This is a genomic window from Thauera sp. JM12B12, assembly GCF_039614725.1.
Taxonomy (GTDB): domain Bacteria; phylum Pseudomonadota; class Gammaproteobacteria; order Burkholderiales; family Rhodocyclaceae; genus Thauera.
In genome coordinates this window covers 2069268-2086515 of record NZ_CP154859.1, presented here as the reverse complement: position 1 = coordinate 2086515, position 17248 = coordinate 2069268, and the positions used below count along the sequence as shown (strand labels likewise).

Here is a 17248-nt window from a genome sequence, read left to right as displayed (position 1 = left end):
CTCCTACTGAATCCAGACCTTCTTGCCTTCGCCGAGCAACTTCTCGATGCGCTGGCGAAGGGCGACGATAGCCGCTTCGAGTTGTTCCGGAGTCTCGACACGCCCGGAGAAGAAGTCCCCCACGTTGATGGTGACGAGGCAATTGCCCTCGATGAGCTCCATCATCTGCTGAAGTGCGGTTTTCAGGTGCTGCGGGCATGCGCTCAGCTCAGAACGGAGGAATGGGATAGTCGCCGACGCGGGCACGGTTGCCGATGCTCGGCTTGCGATCGGAGCGGAGACGCGTGCCTGCTGCTCCTCGTTCAGCTCGGTCCAGGCGGGGTTGCCGTGCAGTGTCCCCAGCGCCTGCTGGTAGCACTCAGTGCGCGCGACAACCGCTGCCTCGAAGCGAGCCGCGTACTCGGACTCAATGGCCGTTGCGAACTGATCGATTTGCGCGAGATCGCGGTAGAAGGTTTCCCGCGCCATCACGTCTGCCAGTACCTGAGCCTTCGGCCGAAGCTCATCAGGCAGGTCGGCTTCCTGATCCAGGAAGGCCCAGTGAGTATCGAGCGCTTGGCGCGCACGCCTGAGGTCGAGGAGTCGCGGTTCAGTCAGCGCGGCAGAAAGCTCGCTCGCGCGCTTCACAGCCTCCTTCAGACCCTTGTGCGCCCCGTTGAAACTGAGGATGGCATCATCCTCATTTCCCCCACGGATGGCCCGCATCTGGTCAATGGCTTCCTGGAGCACGGTGGCGCCGGGTAGCGCATGGCTCAGCAACGTGGAGTGGACTTCATGAAGCTTCTCCTCAGCCTCGCCAACCTCCCTACGGATTGCATCGGCGATTACGCTCGCCTGGAGCTCCGGTAGCTGCTTGCCGAACACCTCTCGGTAGGCAGCCTCAGCTTCGAGCCAGTCGTTGATGTCGGTGCCGGAGACGCGCTTCTGGAACGAACATGCTCGGAAGAGGTTGTTGCTCGAAAAGGTGTTGCGCGCCTCGACAGAGAGGGCAGAGTCGATGGTCGTGCCCTTGCTTGTCGCCTTGACCTTGCCGGCGCGAACCAGTGCAACAACGAAGAGGCGAACCACGTCGAGGTTCCAGCCAAAAGGTTCCTTCTCGAACTCGTCAGCCAGGTAGCGACCCGTCGCCGTTTCGCCGTAACTCGTCTTGTTCTCGATCCGGTCCATCACCTCCTTCAGCACGCCGGTTTCTGTGTTGAAGACGGTCTGGCCCTTCTCGTCGCGCACCAGGTTCAACTGCCCGAAGACTGGCGTGAGCCCCCTGAGGTTCTCATTCGTCATCAGGGTGTCGAGATCCTTCGTCGTGACCCGTGCGGCGCCTTCGCCAAAGCGCTCATAGACGTCCGGCAGCACTTGACCGAGCACCCGGCTCGCAGCCTGGCTCACTGTGGTCGCTGAATCGCTCGGACTACGGTCGTTGCCTTGGAAGAAGACGGAGCCGCCAAGGAGGGCCTCGCGAAGCAGGCGGCGCAGCTCGGACTCGTGTGTTCGAAGACGCAGTTTCTCGTCAGCTACGAGCGACGTTTCGTCCTTTGTCTTTGCCGCACGCTCCTTGCGCGCGAGGATCTCACGCGATCGGAAAACCTCAACCGTCTCTCGATCGATGTGTTCATCGAGGCCAGCGACCCAGAACACCGCCTTGCGCTCCACTTGGGAGCGGGCGCGTGCTTCGCCAGCCTGCCGCTCAAGCTCGGTCCCACGTTCGGCAAACGCAACGTGAAACGCGATGTCCTCATCCAAGACTGACCTGCCATTGAAGGTCAGCCCGCCCTTGAAGGTGCGGGCATCCTGCAGGTTATGTGACGGCCTGGGCTCCCAGAAGGTTGTGACTGCGTCTGCGTGGATACGGTGGACGTCACCGGGCTTGGGTTGAAAACTGGCGCGCGTGACCTCCCAGTCGTCTTCAGCGGGGGTCGGGATTCGGTACTGGCCATCGGTGACACGCACCTTGTGTGCGTCGACGAGTTGCCGCAGCGCCTCCTTGACCTCGGGCAGCACCGAGTCGCCATCGACCGCAGGATGCAACGCAGAGGCAATGTTCTCGGCCGTGCGGTGGATGCTCTTGACGTACTGAAGCAGGCAGATCGCCTTCGCCACGGGCTGGGCAAACGGATGTGGGACCTCGGTCTGAATCGCGGCAATCTTCCCGCGGATCTCGCTGGGGATGTTGCTTGCGATAAGAACGTAGATCTGGTCGATTGTCGCCAGCTTACCGACCGGTTGCTCGGCGAGCTTCACGCCCTCATGGATCAGTAGCTGCTGCGCAAGCTTGATGATGGTGCGATTCGCACCACCTACGTGCTTGGTCGCTCCACCTTGCGTGCGCAGCCCAGAGACGACCTGGATGATCAAGTCGATCTGATAAGGAAGCAGCGGGTAGAGGTCCTGGAAACGCTCGGTAGTGAGCTCCGGGAGTTGAATGTCCGCCGTAAGGCGCGTGTTTGCCGCCACACGGCCACTGTGCCTGCTATACAGCTCGCGCAAGACGTCGAGCGCCGCGGCGTTCTTGGCAAGGACGCGTTTGCTCGTGACTTCGGAGATGTCGGAAGGCTCGAGATGAACCTGTAGTGGGAACCGATCCATCAGGCGGGCGAGTTCTACCCGTTTGTCGTCTAGGCCGCCGACCAGCTCCGTCAGCTTCTCCTGCGAGGTAACGACGATCCAGATCTTGCCGCGACCAACCCGACCCAAGCTCTGCACAGCCGCCTGAAGATCGAGCATCTTCTGAACGTCACGCGCGACAAACTGGCCGACCTCGTCGATAACGAATATCAAGTTCCGCTGCGGACGGCGGCGCCCCATCAGATCCTTGCAGCGTTCTGCCAGCCGGCCCGCGGTGATGTCAGCGCGATCCTGAACACCCTGGACCCAGGAATCCTGAGTCTGGTAACGGTTCGGAAAAAGCTGATGCATGACTGCGCTCGCCTCACCGAGCGAAAAGGCGATCAGGTCCTTGTTGGCGTTCCAATCCTGCTCGAACATCTCCCGATACGTTGTCTCGTACCGCTCCAGTTCACCCTTCTGCTCGAGCGTGATCTCAAGCTCGGCAAGATCCAGATCTTCTGCGTAGCCAAGGCTCTTGAGGAAGAGCCGGTACATGATTTCGGTGAGCGTCTGGTTCCCACTCTTGATACCACGGTCGGTCGATACGTCGAAAATGACGGCATCGGTGGGGATGTGCTCCGTGATCTGCTTCAACAGCACTGTGAGCTCAGTGTCGCCAGAACGACCCGCGAAGATCTCGGACGCTGCTTCACCCAGCACTTGGCGGTTCTGGAGTGCAAGCCCAAGCATTTTTGCGAAGCTTGACTTACCTGACCCGAAGAAACCAGAGACCCAGATAGCGATGCCCTCGTGGGGCTTGTTGGGCGTCTCCCAGTAGCTGCGGAGGATGTTCTTGTAGTGGCTACGGATAGCGTCCGTCAGTACATACTCGCCGAGTTCTTCATGCAGGATGGCTTCATCGGTCTGGTCGACCTTGATGACTTCCTCAATGCGACGGTAGATGTCGCCGGCAAAGAGCTCCTTGATTTGCGTGTTGCTCATTGATCGCACTCCTAGAAGATCTTCGGTCGGTAGTTATGGTCTGCGTCCAGCACGCCCATGAACTTCAGGCCAGCCACCCCGTCGAGCTCACCCGGGTAGAAAAGCACTGCAGGCACGTCTAGCTTCCCCTTGAGCTGTTCGAGCAAGGAGGACGTTCGGTAAAACGGAAATAGCGAGCCGGCACGCACGATGAACACGACGTCACGGAGGGGGTCCGCCTCCTTTGGCATCCGGGCCGCAACCAGATCGTCAAGAGGCCGACGCTCACTGATCACCTTATGGATGGTGTCCGTCATTTTCTCGGTGCCGGTGCGCTTCTCGGCATTTGCGATGCGCGCCGTTGTCAGCCCCTCGGCTGCGAGGGCATCCGCCAAGCATTCAGCCAACGATATCGTCGTGACACGCTTGCCGATTTGTTCCAAGCGTGTGGTGAGCATGGCCAACTCGGCTCGCAGCGGGATTTCCTCTTCCGGAGGGTAATGGAAGATGGCGTAGGGCATGTTGTGGTACGCGCTGATGCGCGCCCTCGGATCCATTTCGCGTAGCACCGGTTCGAGGTCCCTCGTGAGGCGTTGCTTCCAGTCGCTCATGCAACCATCTCCCGTGCGTAGTCGCTAACGGAGTTGAATGGCAGCTTGAGCTGCGCAAGCGAACCGGCGACCTCGTAGTGAACGCGGCGAAACTGATGGAGACGGAACAGCTCACGCTCGACGTCGCCGGCGTCCATCAAAAACATCCGCCAATCCGTGCTGTGCACGACCTGGTTTGCATTTGGCTGCAAGTCGATCATCGCGTGAAGTAGATAGAGAAAGGACTCGTCGGGAAGGCGGTATGAGGCGAACTCGCGCGTCACCGTGCCGCGCATGAGGCCAAAATCGACCGCGATGCGAAGCAGCTCTGAGGACACCCGCTTCAACGTGCTTTCCTTCCAAGGCTCTGCTACGAGCCCCTTTTCGTGGAGACCACGGAGATACGGCCACAGATCGTCGGCTCGAACACGCAGGACACCTTGAGCGAAGCGTTCGTAGAGCCATTCAACGAGAAAGTCACGAAGAAGAAATTCATCGCGTGTCATGTGCCAGAGGAGCAGTGGCTTCCAGAGCTCAAGTGGGCACCCGCGCTGAGCGAGCTCGACCAGAATCCGATCCCGACCCTCAGGGTCGAAACGTCGATGCAGAACCTTGTAGATGTCGACAAGCCAACTCGCACTCTTTGCGCCCACCGAGTTCGTCCGCCGCACGAAATCGAGGTTCTTCTCTGGTGACTGAGAGAAGTCCCAGCCCCGGAAAACCGTGTAGGTCTCGTCAATCAAGGAGCCCTTGATGATCGTGAACGAGGAGACCACTGACGCGCGGCTGCCACCCATCAGTCATCCATCCGTGCGTAAGGCACAGCCAGTTTGCCCGGTTCTCCGCGAGAGAAGCCGGCTGCAAGCTGGGTAATCAGAGCATCGGTCACCACATGAACGCCGGGCAATGGCACCGCTCGCCCCTCGGCAGATCTGCGCAACTTCGAGACGGCTTCGAGCTCGTTCTCACTTGCCAAGCCAAGCGCTTGGATGGTCTCGAGCAGCTCGTTCGGTGCAGACTCGATGGACGCGAAGAAGCCCGCCCAGTCCGCACGGTTCTCCAGCCATCGGGCCCAACGGGCATCGAACTGATCCTCGATCGCCGGCGGTAGATTCCAGAGCGTGACGCACCCCGGAGGGTCAAAGACCTCTGCACAGCGCGCTCGCGCAACTTCAAAAACAAGCCGAGCCTGAGCAAAGCGATGCGTTCGCGGAAAACCGCGGCTCATCAGGACGGAACCCGCGCGCCCAAGCAGAGCGGTGCGCCGTGCGGAGTCGCCCGTGTTCCACCAACGCGCCGCATCCATTTCGCCATAGCGCGCGACGACTAGTCGCAGCCGAAGCAGGCGATCGAAGTCGATGTTGTGGCTAGCCGTACTCACTCGATCTCCTTGTCGTCAGGCTCTGCTGCTCCGCCTGCCTCAATCCAGGCATCGACCTGCGAGATCTTGAATTTCCACAGCCGACCCACGCGGTGCGCAGGGAGGGACTTCGACTCGATCCAGCGATAGACCGTGTCCTTGGCGATCCCGAGATGCCTAGCAACGTCATCCACAGAGACCCATGGCTCTTGTTCTTGCATTGACCGACTCCAGCGGGGCGAAACGGACAGAAGTCACGTGCGCCGAAGCGGCGCGCCACGGTACCCTATCACGCTCGAACGCAGGCGTTCAAGCGCTGCTGAAATCTGGGAAGATCGTTGAAAGTCGGTTTGAAGAAGTAACGGCTGATCCGCGCTCGCAGCGGCGGCCGACGAAGAACTCGAACACGGGAGCCTGTCACCGGATGCGGGCGAGGACGTCTTCCCGGGACCCAATCCGTTCATGGCCCAGTGCAACCTCAGCCCGCAGACTGACTCGGCTCACCCGAAGGTTCGATCTGGCTATTCGGGAATGGTGAAGTTCAGCAACTCTGAGGGCGGCAGCCCAAGAGCTTGAGCCAGCCTGCAGATGTTCACCAGAGCGATGTTGCGTTGGCCGCGCTCGACTCCGCCGAGGTAGCTCCGAGCCAGCCCGCTCTCCAGCGCGAGAGACTCCTGGGACCATCCACGCTGCCTGCGCAGGCTGGCCAGATGCCGGCCGAAGAGAATTCTGGGGTCGTGGGAGTCCACTTGAGGCCGAATGAGTGATTTCGGCCGATGCTAGGTACCAGGATCCTATGGGGCCACGCGCTATGAGTGACAATCGGCGCGCCGAACCCTACTATCTGTTTTCAGACAATCAGACGTGACCAGACTGTGGGCTCGAAATACAGCGGATTGCCGATCAAGCAGTTACGCGATCACCTGCACAAGCGAGAGCATGAGGCCTTCCTGTCTGCCTTCAAGACTCCCAGCCTCCTTGCCCTTGCGAGCGGGGACAACTACGTCAAGGCGCTTGGGGGTGAGGCACTTTGCCTACTTCTTGAGGAGGAGGCCGAGCCACCAGAACATCTCTTGAGTGGCTATGAAGCACTTCTACTCGATGGGGCGCTACTCGTTCCCTGCAGTGTTGTTCTCGATTTGGCGACACGCCTGCAGTCCAAGGCCCTCAAGTTGCTTGGTGAACGTCTTCGCTTGCTCGAGAACCGTCTTTCTCGCGCACAACCCCGCGAGCCTGTTCGCAGCGCGCGAACCGAGAACCTGAAAGGCCCAATTATCGAAGTACGTCGCTTCGTCCAGAGCACCTTCATGGAGTTTACGCCTCGTACTGCAGCCGAGACTTTGGGGATGCGTAAGTCGATTTTCCGCAGCGAACAAGAGCGTGCCTTTCTGAAGGCGCTGTCGTTGCGCTTTCCGGCACTCCTGGCTCTTCCAAATTATCCTCTCGATCAGGTCGCTGAGCTTTCGAGTCTGCGCAAGCCGCTTGGAGAAAAGGTGTGGTCGTACGGTAAGCATTGCCGTATCGACGCCCTTCTTGTCTTGCCGGATGAGGGCAGCCCAGTCGCAGCGTTCGAGTTGGACAGCAGCTACCACGATCAACCCAAGATTCGCCTACGCGACGAGATGAAGGACGCGATATTCCGCCTGCTCGGGATGCCATTCTTCCGGCTTCGCATCCAGTCGCCACATTCAGCTACGAGCGACGAGTGGTACGCCATCCTGACGGACGAAGTCGTGCCGCGACTGGATCTTGGTCAACGCCTGTTTTGCAGGGCCACCTCATTCGGATAGGGCCCTTGCCGTTACTCCCTGGGGGCAGGACGGAACTCGATCGCGCCTGATCGCTTCAACGTGTTCCATGGAGCGATATGGCACTTGAAAAGAAGCGAAGCACCCGCAAGCCAAAGTATCGCGACAAGCGTCTGCCCCAGCCCCTGCTTCCATTCTGGCGCTCCGGAAAAGGCTACCTGGAAGATCATCCCGACGCAGAGAATGCTGAACAAAGTGATCTGAATCCAGCCAGCTATCGGCATCAAACGGCTGGGATCAATAGTTACACCCGTCCGCGAGATACGGAGGTGGCCAGCACGCTTGAGCCACCGAATGTCGCCATCTGACAGTTCATACTTCTCGCGCAGTTCGATCACCTGCTGGCGAACAGGTGGCGTTGCCTCGAATCCAAAACGGTAGCGGAACATTCTGCCGTTGCTCTCGGCGATATCATCCAGCTCCTCTTCGGGGGTCGTCGCGAGCACCATCCTGATGTTCCGTGGCATGAAGTACTCGTTGTAGTCGCGTCCCGCATTGCGTTGGAGCTTCGCCAGGTTGAGTTGCATTTTTGGGGCGTCTTGTGCGGGCTTCATGCGGGATTCTCCATGCCGGGGTTAAACATCGCTCTCCGTAACTCGTCAGCGCCCGTGATGATCTCTGCCAGCATTGCGCTGGTGGGTGCCTATGTTGATCTGGATAGTGGCACCAGAAGCCTTGGCTAGCGAGGCGATCTTGTCCATTGGTTTACGTGCTTCGAAGTGCGCGACGGCTGCAGCCAGAAGGTTGCGTTGCTGGGCAGCAGGGTCGGATGTCCACAGGTGGCCGTTATAAAGCTCCGTGACCAACTCGAAGTCGTCGCCGTTAGCACAAAGCTGATCTAGGAAGGCGCCCAATGTGGGATCGGCAGTTGCCTCCCCCAATCGCCCATCCCGGATCAACAACAGCAAAGCCTTGGCTGTCGGGTTGTCATCCACCACCGCGGCCCGGGCCACCGCAACCTGCAGGCGGATGGCGCGCAGCAGATCCAAATTGATACCAGCCCCTCCGAACATCGTGCCGTCGCCCGACAACAACCAGTCGCTACTGATCCCGAACGTCTGCTTGATGCCGAAGAGAAATTCGGCTCCCGGTCTCTTCACACCACGCACGACGTCGCTCACGAAGCCTGGCGACGCACCCACCCGCCGCGCAAACTCGGACTGACTGATTGCGAGGTGAAGAATGGCGAGCGACAGTCGCGCGCCGAGACCATCAAGGCCATCGGAAGTAGGTGCAGCCATGTATTGCCCAGCCATTCTCAATAGGAGTATATTTGTCGCTATCGCGTATATATGCGCTTACTATTAGTGATAGGTTACTCCGGTAGTGGATCGCCTGTCACGGCCTGCCCGATGGATGCCCTCGATATTTCTTACCGCTTAAAACGTCTCGGGAAGACCCAGGCCCAGATAGCGCGCGAGCTCGGGGTTCGTCAGGGGGTCGTCAGCAATGTCATCCATAACCGCGCCACAGCCCACGGCGTAGCGAGCTATATCGCCGATCTGCTGGAGATGCGAGTGGAGGACCTCTGGCCGGAACGCTACCGTTTCAAGCCACGCGTGCCTGCACGGCGGATGCTGCTCGCCGACACCAATTCTGATGGGGAGGTGCCCTGATGAAATGACGCTCGACCAGATTCGAGGCCAGGAAAAGCAAAAGGGCCCGGAGCGCCAACTCCAGACCCCTTCAGAACTTCTATGCAACATCTGCGCATAGATTTTGCGGTTCCTCTGGCTGGCCTGTCAAGGCTGGCGGCCTTTCATCCTTGTTTCCAATAGCCAATCTAGTTGCCATCCAAGGGGTGGCACGGGGTGGCATTACCTGGAGAAACAGCCGCTTATGCGCTTGCGTGGCGGACATCATCATGGCCAACAGGAGAATTGCCATGCGCAAAATACGGCAGGTGTTACGACTTGCCCTCGACGCCGGCGTGAGCCGACGAAGCATTTCCAGGAGCCTCGGGCTTAGCCGAGATGTGGTGACTGACTACTTGACCCGAGCGGCAGCCGCAGGTCTCACTTGGCCACTGCCGCCCGACCTCGATGATGCACAGCTTGAGGACCGCCTATTTCCGCAACTTGCAATCAATCTTCTCCGAAAGCCTGAGCCAGACTGGGCTGTCATCCATCAGGAGATGAAGCGCAAAGGTGCAACGCTCCAGGTCTTGCATGAGGAGTTCTTAGCGGACCAGCCGCACGGGATCGGCTACAGCTTGTTTTGTGAGCGTTATCGTGATTGGGCGAAATGTCTAAAGCGGTATCTGAGGCAAGTTCACATTGCCGGTGAGCGAGTGTTCGTCGACTACGCAGGACCGACAGTGGGTATTCTCGATCCTGAGACTGGTGAGATGCGCAAGGCGCAGATCTTCGTTGGAATCCTCGGCGCCTCTAACTACACATTCGCAGAGGCGCACTGGAGCCAGCAGCTACACGACTGGATAGCTGCGCACGTTCGGATGTTTGAATTCTTTGGCGGCGTACCGGAGGTCGTCGTTTGTGACAACCTGAAATCCGCTGTCACAAAGGCGAGCCGCACTGAACCCAAACTACATCCGATATATCAGCACTTGGCTGACCACTACACAATGCTGATCATCCCGACCCGGCCCCGGAAGCCGAAGGACAAGGCTAAGGTCGAGAATGCCGTACTCGTGGTTGAACGTTGGATTCTCTTCCGGCTGCGCAAGCGGGTGTTTACATCACTGGCTGAACTCAATGCGGCAATCATGGAGCTACTTGTCGATCTGAACAATCGGCCGTTTCAGAGAATATCCGGCTCACGGCGGAGCCAGTTCGAGGAGATCGATCTACCTGCGCTTAAAGCGTTGCCGACCGAGCCCTTTGAGTACACCGAATTCCGTAAGGCGGTGGTCGGATTGGATGGATGCTTCGACGTCGACGGCCAACTCTACAGCGCACCTTACACGTTATCTCGGAAGCCGATTGAACTGCGCATCACTGCCAACGTGATAGAGGTTCTCCATCGAGGCCGGCGTGTTGCAAGTCACGAACGGACCGCGGGCAAGGATCCCGTGATTGACCCGCAACACTTGCAGACTAAAGATCGCTACTTTGGGATGTGGGTTGCTGATCAAGAGCTGGCATGGGCGGCCACCGTAGGGCTCAGAACCAAAGAATTCCTTGAGCATCTGCTCGCAGGCAAGAAGTTTAAGGAGCAGGGCTACCGCGCGGCGGGGGCGTTAAAACGGATGGCAAAAGAATATGGGCCCGAGCGGTTAGAGGCCGCCTGTAGTCGCGCCCTAAGCATCGGCGCCAGTTCGCTCACGAGCGTTCGCTCCATCCTGAATACTGGCCTAGACCGCCAGAAAGCGCCAGAGAGCGACATCCAAGAGGCGGCCTTTCATCACTCCAATGTGCGTGGGTCCGGCTATTACCATTGAACGGAAGAGAAAACATCATGATGATAAACGACACTCTTCGGAAACTAAATGAGATGAAGCTCTTTGGGATGGCCAAAGGCCTCCAGGAGCAACTCTCTAGCACGATGACTGGCCCGCTGAGCTTTGAGGAGCGGCTCGGTCTCCTAGTCGACCAGGAGGTTACCTGGCGTGAGAATCGGCGACTTCAGCGTCTGTTGCAACTCGCAAAGCTACGCGAGAACGCCTGTGTCGAAGACATTGATTATCGCCCAGGGCGTGGGCTTGAGCGATCTGAGATCGCATCCCTGGCGTTGTGTAACTGGATCCAACACGGGCACAACTTGATTATCACTGGCCCCACCGGCGGCGGTAAGACTTGGCTCGCCTGCGCACTGGGCAACCAAGCATGCCGACACGGACTGTCGGTCAACTTCCTGCGCTTACCGCTGCTGCTCGAGGATCTAGCTGTATCGCACGGTGATGGAAGCTTCCGCAAGCGGCTGCAGCAGTTGTCCAAGGTTGACCTCTTGATCCTTGACGACTTCGGCATGGCGGCCCTGAATGCAGTGGGACGCAATGACTTGCTTGAGGTCATTGAGTGCAGAAATGGTGCGCGTTCTACGTTGATAACGAGCCAGTTGCCGGTGGATCGCTGGCACGACTACTTGAGCGGCGGCAATCCGACCGTCGCCGACGCGATTCTAGACCGGTTGGTCAGCGGCTCACATCGGCTCGAACTGAGAGGTGAGTCCATGCGGAAGCAACGCACCAAGAGGTTGGCCAACGCCTGACCTCGCGTCCTCCAGGATCGACCCGCCCCCGTGGCGGGTTTGCTTTGGAAGCGGTGGCCGACTTTGGACTGGAACGATTGGCAGGGTTTCAGGTGGAAGCTGTGGCGGGTTTCAACTGGAATAGCTGGTAGGGTTTGGGTCGGAATGCGCGGTGGTATTGGGGTGGTTTACGCACGAGGTGTCCGATTTCGTCGGCGACATGCCGATCATCGCCCACAATGCCTCGTTCGACGCCAAGTTCTGGGACGCGGAGCTCGCGCGGATCCAGCGCAGCAGGAAGCAGGACTTCGTGTGCTCGCTGCTGCTGTCCCGACGCCTTCTGCCGCTCGCTCCGAGCCACAAGCTGGGCGTCCTGGTCGAGTACGCCAACCTGCCGGTCGCCGGGCGCTACCACCGTGCGCTGGCCGATGCCGAGATGGCCGCGAGCCTGCTGCTGCGGCTCGAGGATGAGCTGCGGCTGCGGCACCAGGTGCCCAGCGTGTCGGTCGATCTGCTGCGCCAGATCCAGCGCGCGTCGAAGGCGCAGCTGCCAAGATGCCTGGCCGCTGCCCGGGGATGCTGATGCGCGTGCACCGGGTCGCGCGGATACGGACTGAGCGATGACGACCCGCTTCACCCTCTCGCCCGACGAGATCGAGATCACCGCGATCCGCGCGCAAGGCGCGGGCGGCCAGAACGTCAACAAGGTGTCGAACGCCGTGCACCTGCGCTTCGACATCGCGGCGTCGAGCCTGCCCGAGGACATCCGCGCGCGACTGCTCGCCCTGCACGACCATCGGATCAGCAAGGAGGGCGTGGTGATCATCAAGGCGCAGAAGTTTCGCAGCCTGGAGAAGAACCGCGCCGAGGCGCTGCGCCGGCTGGAAGAGCTGATCGAGCGTGTCGCGGCGCCCCCGAAGGCGCGTCGTGCGACCCGGCCAACGCGCGCGTCGGTCACCCGCAGGCTGGAGGGGAAGGCGCGGCGGGGGTCGATCAAGGCTGCACGCGGAAAGGTCAGCGACTGACGGATCGGTGCCCTCGAGGCTCAGTCAGCGTCCCGCATCACTCGGCGTTCAGCAGGCGCGCGCATTCGTCCATCATCGAGCGCGCCAACTCCGAGTCGTAGTTCGGATCGAGCGCTTCCATCATCTCGTGCGTAGTGTAGAGACCCGCTTCCCGTGACAGCGAGTCCGCGATCTGGCGCGCCAGCCCGTCGCTGAGCGCGGAGAGCTGGCGGCGCTCGGCCAGCGGCAGCGTGCGCTCGCTGCGCCGGAGCCAGTCGGCAATGAAGCTCGCGCCCTGGGCCTCGGTGAGCCACTGGCCATGCTCGTAGTGGATCGACAGGCGCTCGGCAGTGAGCGCGAAGATCAGCGCGGCGCGCGTGCCCCGGCTGTCTGCGGGCGGTGTCGGGCGGGGATGTGGGGACATGGTGTAACGGGCAGGTCGGGTCAGGAGACTGCCGGATGCTATCAGCCCTCTGCCGGTTTTAAAGCACAGTTGTACTGTGCAAATAAAAGTGGCTTAATAGGCGCCATGAACACCGACGCCTCCCCAAGCTATCCGCTGGCCGATTTGGCCGTGCTCGCGGACCTGCCGCCCCGCACGGTGCGCTACTACGTGCAGATCGGCCTGGTCGACCGCCCCGAGGGCGAGACCCGGGCGGCCCGCTACGGCGCTCGGCATCTCGAGCAGCTGCTGCAGATCCGCAAATGGACCGCTGCCGGCGTCTCGCTCGAGCGCATCCGCGAGTTGCTCCACGGTGCGCCGCCGCCGGTGCCGCCTCGCGAACGCGCCATCGGCAGCGTGTCGGTGTGCAGCCATCTGGCGGTGGCCGAGGGGGTCGAGGTGGTGATCGATCCGCAGCGCGCGGGCCTGAGTCCGGAGGCGGTGCGCCAGTTCATCCAGGGCGTGATGGCCGCCTTCGAGGCGGTGCAGGGGCAAGGCGGGGCGGCGTCGCAGAGCGCTGCTTCGAACAACACGGACAAGAACGACCGACAGGCGGGAGAACGATGATGCAGCAACAATCGGCACGACTCGAGACGAGGGCGGGTGAGGCACTGACGCTGCAGGGCGTGCGGTTCACCGGCACCTTGTGCGGCACGCTCTTCGAAGCGGATCTCGAACAGCGCTTTGCCAACCCCTTCGAGCGCCATGTCGAGCTCGTCTACTGCTTCCCGCTGCCCTGGGCGGCCGTGCTGCTCGGGGTCGAGGTCCTGATTGGCGATCGCCGCCTGTCCGGTGCGGTCGTGGAGCGAAAGCAGGCGGAGCAGGGCTACGAGGACGCAATTGCCGAAGGCAACACCGCCATCCTGCTCGAGCAGAATTTCGATGACAGCTACACGCTGAACCTGGGCAACCTCGCACCCGGGGAGACCTGTGTGGTGCGGCTACGCTACGCCCAGGTGCTCCAGTTCGAGCAGCATGGCCTGCGCCTGGTGGTGCCCACGGTCATCGCCCCGCGTTATGGCGATCCGGTGGCCGATGCCGGATTGAAGCCGCACCAGGTGGTCGAGCATGATCTGATGGTCGTGCATCCGTTCGAGCTCAGCCTGCGCGTCGAGGGCGCCCTCGCACGCGCCCGGATCGGCTCGCCGAGTCATCCGCTGTCGATGCGGCTCGAAGGCGAGGGGGAGACGACGACGATGCTCGTATCGCTTGCGCGCGGTGGCCGCCTCGATCGCGACTTCATCCTCGTGCTCGATGAGGTCGCGCAGGATTCGCTCGCCCTGTGCGCGCAGGACACGCAGCACGCGGGCGCGGTCAGCGTGCTGGCGAGCTTCTGCCCGCGCGTGCCGGCGTCGGTTCATCCGCTCGCGGTGAAGATCCTCGTGGACTGCTCGGGCTCGATGCAGGGCGACAGCATCGCCGCCGCGCGTCGTGCGCTGCAGGCCATCGTCGCCGGCCTGCGCGAGGGTGAGCGGTTCTCGCTGTCACGTTTCGGCAGCACTGTCGAGCATCGCTCCCGCGCGCTTTGGCGCACGAGTCCCGCGACCCGGCTGGCCGGGCAGCGCTGGGCGGCCGGGTTGCAGGCGGATCTGGGTGGGACCGAGATGGAGAAGGCGCTGGATTCCACGCTGGCCCTGGCCGGCGATACCGACGCAAGCCCCGGCGCTGTGGAAGGTGCCGCGCCGTTCGATTTGCTGCTGATCACGGACGGACAGATCCACGCGATCGAGCGCACGGTAGCGAAAGCGCGCGCGCTGGGTCACCGGGTCTTCGTCGTCGGTATTGGCAGCGCCCCTGCCGAGGGTGTGCTGCGCCGCCTGGCCGACGAGACCGGCGGGGCCTGTGACTTCGTCGCACCGGGAGAGGCCGTGGAACCGGCCGTCCTGCGCATGTTTGCGCGCCTGCGCTCGCAGCGCATGGCGTCCCTGGACTTGGTGTGGCCCGCAGGTGCGAAGCCCGTTTGGATGAGCGCGCTACCGGGCTCGGTGTTCGACGGCGACGCGGTGACCGTATGGGCACGCTTTGCGCAGGTGCCGGATGGGACGGTGCGTTTGGTCGGCACGCGCGCGCATGCCGAGGCGCCCGAGTCGCTGGGCGAGGCCAGCCTGACTGCTGCCGAGCATGATTCGGCGCTCAGCCGTATGGCCGTGGCCGCGCAGATCGAAACCCTACTCGCCGCCGAGGGCGCCCACTCGCGTCAGGCGCTGGAACTGGCCGTCGCCTATCAGCTGGTCAGCCCGCTGACGCATTTCCTGCTCGTCGAGACGCGTGCCGAAGCCGACAAACCGGCGGACATGCCCGATCTCGTGAAGGTGCCCTCGATGCTGCCTGCCGGCTTTGGCGGCCTCGGCAGTCTCGACTTCTGCATCGACCCCTGCATGGCGCCGCTCAGCGTGAATGAGGCGCCGGAGCATTACGGCTCGCCGGCTGCGGCAAGCGGTGCGTATCTCGACTTCGACGATCCCTTCGATGCGCCCGTGGTGCTGCGCTCGGGTCGACGTGCGGATCACGGCGATACGCCCAACAAGGCTGGGACCTATGACATCCCGGCGTTCCTGCGCCGAAGCGCGAACCAGGACGCCGGGCAGCCACCCCGGGACGATCCGCGTTACTGGCGTGCCGAACCGCATTACACAGGTCTCACTCCCCTGGGTCTGACACAGTGGCTGCGCAGCCACCCGCAGGCCGAATGGCCGCAAACTTATGCCGAGCTGCGCCGAATCGGTGTCGGGGCGGCGGTGCTCGACTGGCTCGAGTTCGTGCTGGCTGAAGGGGAGGGCGAGGCCCTGGTGGTCGCCTGCTTCGTTCAGGCGATGGCGCAGCGCGATGTGCACGAAGCGCTGCTGTCGGACACCGGCGCGCTGGGTCGGCTCAAGGCCTTGGCACAACGCGTGGCACCGGGCGCGGCGCTGAAGGTCAGGCAGGATGACCCTGCGGCTGCGTCGATCCTTGCTCGCCTGCAGGTGTTTGTAAGTACGCTGCGGGCAGAGCGCTGGCCCGACTGCGTCTTTGCGCTCCAGGACGGGGCGTCGGCGCTCGAACAGTCGGGTGTCGGCGTTGGATAGAGGCAGGGAAACGTAAGGGAGCAGTCATGCCCGTGAAGACCGTCCTCGACGGCAGCGCCGTACCGGTCAGGATCTGGACCGACGACATCGACGAGGGCTCGAAAGCGCAGCTCGCCAACATCGCCAGCCTGGCCTTCATCCACCATCACGTGGCTGCCATGCCCGATGTGCATCTGGGCATCGGCGCGACCATCGGCTCGGTGATCGCCACCCATCAGGCCATCATTCCGGCGGCGGTGGGTGTCGACATCGGCTGCGGCATGGTCGCGGCGCGCCTGTCGCTCACCGCCAACGACATCGACGAGAAGCGCCTGAAGAAGGTGTTCGATCAGATCAGCCGCGATGTGCCGGTCGGCCGCGACCAGCATGCGGACGGCCGGGTACTGGTCGACGCGGTGCGCCCGTTCGAGCCGGGCCTCAAGGCCCTGACCGAGCGTCACCCGCAATTGCTCAAGGCCTTCGGCAAGTTCTCCAAGTGGGCGAACCAGATGGGCACGCTCGGGGGCGGCAACCACTTCATCGAGGTCTGCCTGGACGAGCATGAGCAGGTCTGGGTGATGCTGCACTCGGGAAGTCGGGGTATCGGCAATGCCATCGCGACGTACTTCATCGAGCTGGCGAGAAAGGACATGGCGCGCCACATGATCCACTTGCCTGATCGCGATCTGGCCTACTTTGCCGAGGGCAGCGAGCACTTTGCCGATTACGTCGAGGCGGTGCATTGGGCGCAGAAGTACGCGATGGCCAACCGCCAGGCGATGCTTGAGCTCGTGCTCGCGGGGCTGGGGCGCCACCTGCCGCCGTTTGCGGTCACGACCGAAGCCGTGAACTGCCATCACAACTACGTCGCTCGCGAGCACCACTACGGCGCCGACGTCTGGGTGACGCGCAAGGGCGCGATCCGGGCGGGGAAGGGGGAACTCGGCATCGTCCCCGGCAGCATGGGCGCGCGCAGCTACATCGTGCGCGGCAAGGGCAACCCGGAGAGCTTCTGTTCCAGCGCGCACGGCGCCGGCCGGCGCATGAGCCGCACGGCGGCGACCAAACGCTTCACCGAGGCCGATCTCGCACGCCAGACCGAAGGGGTGATCTGCCGCAAGGACAAGGGCGTGGTCGATGAGATCCCCGGCGCGTACAAGGACATCGACGAAGTGATGGCCAACCAGCGCGACCTGACCCAGATCCTGCATACCTTGAAGCAGGTGGTGTGCGTGAAGGGGTAGGGGGCGACGGCGCGTCAGGCAATCTCTCACATCGCATGTCTTTCTTGAATTGATGCGGGATGCAAGCCGCTCATAGAATCCG

17 protein-coding genes and 1 pseudogene are annotated in these 17248 nt (G+C 61.9%); 9 read left to right on the top strand and 9 right to left on the bottom strand.

The genetic code is table 11. The annotated features are described in order from the left end of the window. Positions 1-3: 3 nt before the first annotated feature. The 6 genes from brxC to AAG895_RS09370 all read right to left on the bottom strand — a co-directional run bounded on the left by brxC (position 4) and on the right by AAG895_RS09370 (position 6224). Positions 4-3546 (bottom strand): BREX system P-loop protein BrxC, encoded by a 3543-nt coding sequence (gene brxC / locus AAG895_RS09395; protein ID WP_345795221.1) that lies wholly within the window; start codon positions 3544-3546, stop codon positions 4-6. 11 nt (positions 3547-3557) lie between these two features. Beyond that, positions 3558-4136, bottom strand: coding sequence for a BREX protein BrxB domain-containing protein (locus tag AAG895_RS09390; protein ID WP_345795220.1), 579 nt, complete (start codon positions 4134-4136; stop codon positions 3558-3560). Then, complete coding sequence (locus AAG895_RS09385; protein ID WP_198363194.1) at positions 4133-4912, bottom strand: BrxA family protein; 780 nt, start codon at positions 4910-4912, stop codon at positions 4133-4135. Before AAG895_RS09385 ends, AAG895_RS09390 begins: the two co-directional genes overlap by 4 nt. After that, positions 4912-5496, bottom strand: a complete 585-nt coding sequence (locus AAG895_RS09380) for a BrxE family protein (protein WP_345795219.1) — start codon at positions 5494-5496, stop codon at positions 4912-4914. The genes AAG895_RS09385 and AAG895_RS09380 overlap by 1 nt, the downstream gene beginning before the upstream one ends. Beyond that, positions 5493-5696: a helix-turn-helix domain-containing protein gene (locus AAG895_RS09375; RefSeq protein ID WP_345795218.1), complete on the bottom strand. Its 204-nt coding sequence runs from the start codon at positions 5694-5696 to the stop codon at positions 5493-5495. Before AAG895_RS09375 ends, AAG895_RS09380 begins: the two co-directional genes overlap by 4 nt. A 300-nt stretch (positions 5697-5996) precedes the next feature. After that, complete coding sequence (locus AAG895_RS09370) at positions 5997-6224, bottom strand: helix-turn-helix transcriptional regulator (protein WP_096450995.1); 228 nt, start codon at positions 6222-6224, stop codon at positions 5997-5999. A gap of 147 nt (positions 6225-6371) precedes the next feature. On the opposite strand from AAG895_RS09370, the gene AAG895_RS09365 reads away from it, so the two are divergent. After that, positions 6372-7265, top strand: a complete 894-nt coding sequence (locus AAG895_RS09365) for a DUF2726 domain-containing protein (protein WP_157748645.1) — start codon at positions 6372-6374, stop codon at positions 7263-7265. Between the two features lie 11 nt (positions 7266-7276). On the opposite strand, the gene AAG895_RS09360 is transcribed toward AAG895_RS09365, so the two are convergent. Together AAG895_RS09360 and AAG895_RS09355 are read right to left on the bottom strand one after the other, a co-directional pair. Next, on the bottom strand, positions 7277-7837 hold the full coding sequence (locus AAG895_RS09360; protein WP_345795217.1) for a hypothetical protein: 561 nt from the start codon (positions 7835-7837) through the stop codon (positions 7277-7279). 45 nt (positions 7838-7882) lie between these two features. Next, positions 7883-8524 carry a helix-turn-helix transcriptional regulator gene (locus AAG895_RS09355; protein WP_345795216.1) on the bottom strand — a complete coding sequence of 214 codons (642 nt, stop codon included), beginning with the start codon at positions 8522-8524 and terminating at the stop codon, positions 7883-7885. 111 nt (positions 8525-8635) lie between these two features. On the opposite strand from AAG895_RS09355, the gene AAG895_RS09350 reads away from it, so the two are divergent. From AAG895_RS09350 to arfB, 5 genes and pseudogenes are all read left to right on the top strand, one after another. Then, complete coding sequence (locus AAG895_RS09350; protein WP_345795215.1) at positions 8636-8899, top strand: helix-turn-helix domain-containing protein; 264 nt, start codon at positions 8636-8638, stop codon at positions 8897-8899. 248 nt (positions 8900-9147) lie between these two features. Beyond that, positions 9148-10683 (top strand): IS21 family transposase, encoded by a 1536-nt coding sequence (gene istA, locus AAG895_RS09345; protein ID WP_345795214.1) that lies wholly within the window; start codon positions 9148-9150, stop codon positions 10681-10683. 17 nt (positions 10684-10700) lie between these two features. After that, on the top strand, positions 10701-11453 hold the full coding sequence (istB, locus tag AAG895_RS09340) for an IS21-like element helper ATPase IstB (RefSeq protein ID WP_345795213.1): 753 nt from the start codon (positions 10701-10703) through the stop codon (positions 11451-11453). Between the two features lie 175 nt (positions 11454-11628). After that, positions 11629-12015: pseudogene (locus AAG895_RS09335) on the top strand (3'-5' exonuclease); the annotation flags it as partial. 37 nt (positions 12016-12052) lie between these two features. Continuing rightward, the gene (gene arfB / locus AAG895_RS09330; RefSeq protein WP_345795212.1) at positions 12053-12457 is read left to right on the top strand and encodes an alternative ribosome rescue aminoacyl-tRNA hydrolase ArfB; all 405 of its coding nucleotides are present in this window, start codon (positions 12053-12055) and stop codon (positions 12455-12457) included. Positions 12458-12494: 37 nt separating this feature from the next. Here the strand turns inward: arfB and AAG895_RS09325 are convergent, their stop codons facing one another. After that, positions 12495-12860 carry a hypothetical protein gene (locus AAG895_RS09325; protein ID WP_345795211.1) on the bottom strand — a complete coding sequence of 122 codons (366 nt, stop codon included), beginning with the start codon at positions 12858-12860 and terminating at the stop codon, positions 12495-12497. Positions 12861-12965: 105 nt separating this feature from the next. Here AAG895_RS09325 and AAG895_RS09320 point away from each other — a divergent pair, with 105 nt between their 5' ends. The 3 genes from AAG895_RS09320 to AAG895_RS09310 are packed head-to-tail and all read left to right on the top strand — an operon-like array spanning position 12966 to position 17166. Then, a complete protein-coding gene (locus AAG895_RS09320; RefSeq protein ID WP_345795210.1) occupies positions 12966-13445 on the top strand; it encodes a helix-turn-helix domain-containing protein in 480 nt (159 codons plus the stop codon). Continuing rightward, positions 13442-15943, top strand: a complete 2502-nt coding sequence (locus tag AAG895_RS09315) for a VIT and VWA domain-containing protein (RefSeq protein WP_345795209.1) — start codon at positions 13442-13444, stop codon at positions 15941-15943. Before AAG895_RS09320 ends, AAG895_RS09315 begins: the two co-directional genes overlap by 4 nt. 26 nt (positions 15944-15969) lie before the next feature. After that, complete coding sequence (locus tag AAG895_RS09310) at positions 15970-17166, top strand: RtcB family protein (protein WP_345795208.1); 1197 nt, start codon at positions 15970-15972, stop codon at positions 17164-17166. The last annotated feature ends 82 nt before the right edge of the window (positions 17167-17248 follow it).

Excerpts from the sequence above, each read along its gene's own strand:
- AAG895_RS09355 (WP_345795216.1), bottom strand. The coding sequence starts at position 8,524 with ATGGCTGCACCTACTTCCGATGGCCTTGATGGTCTCGGCGCGCGACTG.
- AAG895_RS09385 (WP_198363194.1), bottom strand. The coding sequence starts at position 4,912 with ATGGGTGGCAGCCGCGCGTCAGTGGTCTCCTCGTTCACGATCATCAAG.
- istA (WP_345795214.1), top strand. The coding sequence starts at position 9,148 with ATGGCCAACAGGAGAATTGCCATGCGCAAAATACGGCAGGTGTTACGA.
- brxC (WP_345795221.1), bottom strand. The coding sequence starts at position 3,546 with ATGAGCAACACGCAAATCAAGGAGCTCTTTGCCGGCGACATCTACCGT.
- istB (WP_345795213.1), top strand. The coding sequence starts at position 10,701 with ATGATGATAAACGACACTCTTCGGAAACTAAATGAGATGAAGCTCTTT.
- arfB (WP_345795212.1), top strand. The coding sequence starts at position 12,053 with ATGACGACCCGCTTCACCCTCTCGCCCGACGAGATCGAGATCACCGCG.
- AAG895_RS09375 (WP_345795218.1), bottom strand. The coding sequence starts at position 5,696 with ATGCAAGAACAAGAGCCATGGGTCTCTGTGGATGACGTTGCTAGGCAT.
- AAG895_RS09320 (WP_345795210.1), top strand. The coding sequence starts at position 12,966 with ATGAACACCGACGCCTCCCCAAGCTATCCGCTGGCCGATTTGGCCGTG.
- AAG895_RS09325 (WP_345795211.1), bottom strand. The coding sequence starts at position 12,860 with ATGTCCCCACATCCCCGCCCGACACCGCCCGCAGACAGCCGGGGCACG.
- AAG895_RS09315 (WP_345795209.1), top strand. The coding sequence starts at position 13,442 with ATGATGCAGCAACAATCGGCACGACTCGAGACGAGGGCGGGTGAGGCA.
- AAG895_RS09350 (WP_345795215.1), top strand. The coding sequence starts at position 8,636 with ATGGATGCCCTCGATATTTCTTACCGCTTAAAACGTCTCGGGAAGACC.
- AAG895_RS09360 (WP_345795217.1), bottom strand. The coding sequence starts at position 7,837 with ATGAAGCCCGCACAAGACGCCCCAAAAATGCAACTCAACCTGGCGAAG.
- AAG895_RS09310 (WP_345795208.1), top strand. The coding sequence starts at position 15,970 with ATGCCCGTGAAGACCGTCCTCGACGGCAGCGCCGTACCGGTCAGGATC.
- AAG895_RS09390 (WP_345795220.1), bottom strand. The coding sequence starts at position 4,136 with ATGAGCGACTGGAAGCAACGCCTCACGAGGGACCTCGAACCGGTGCTA.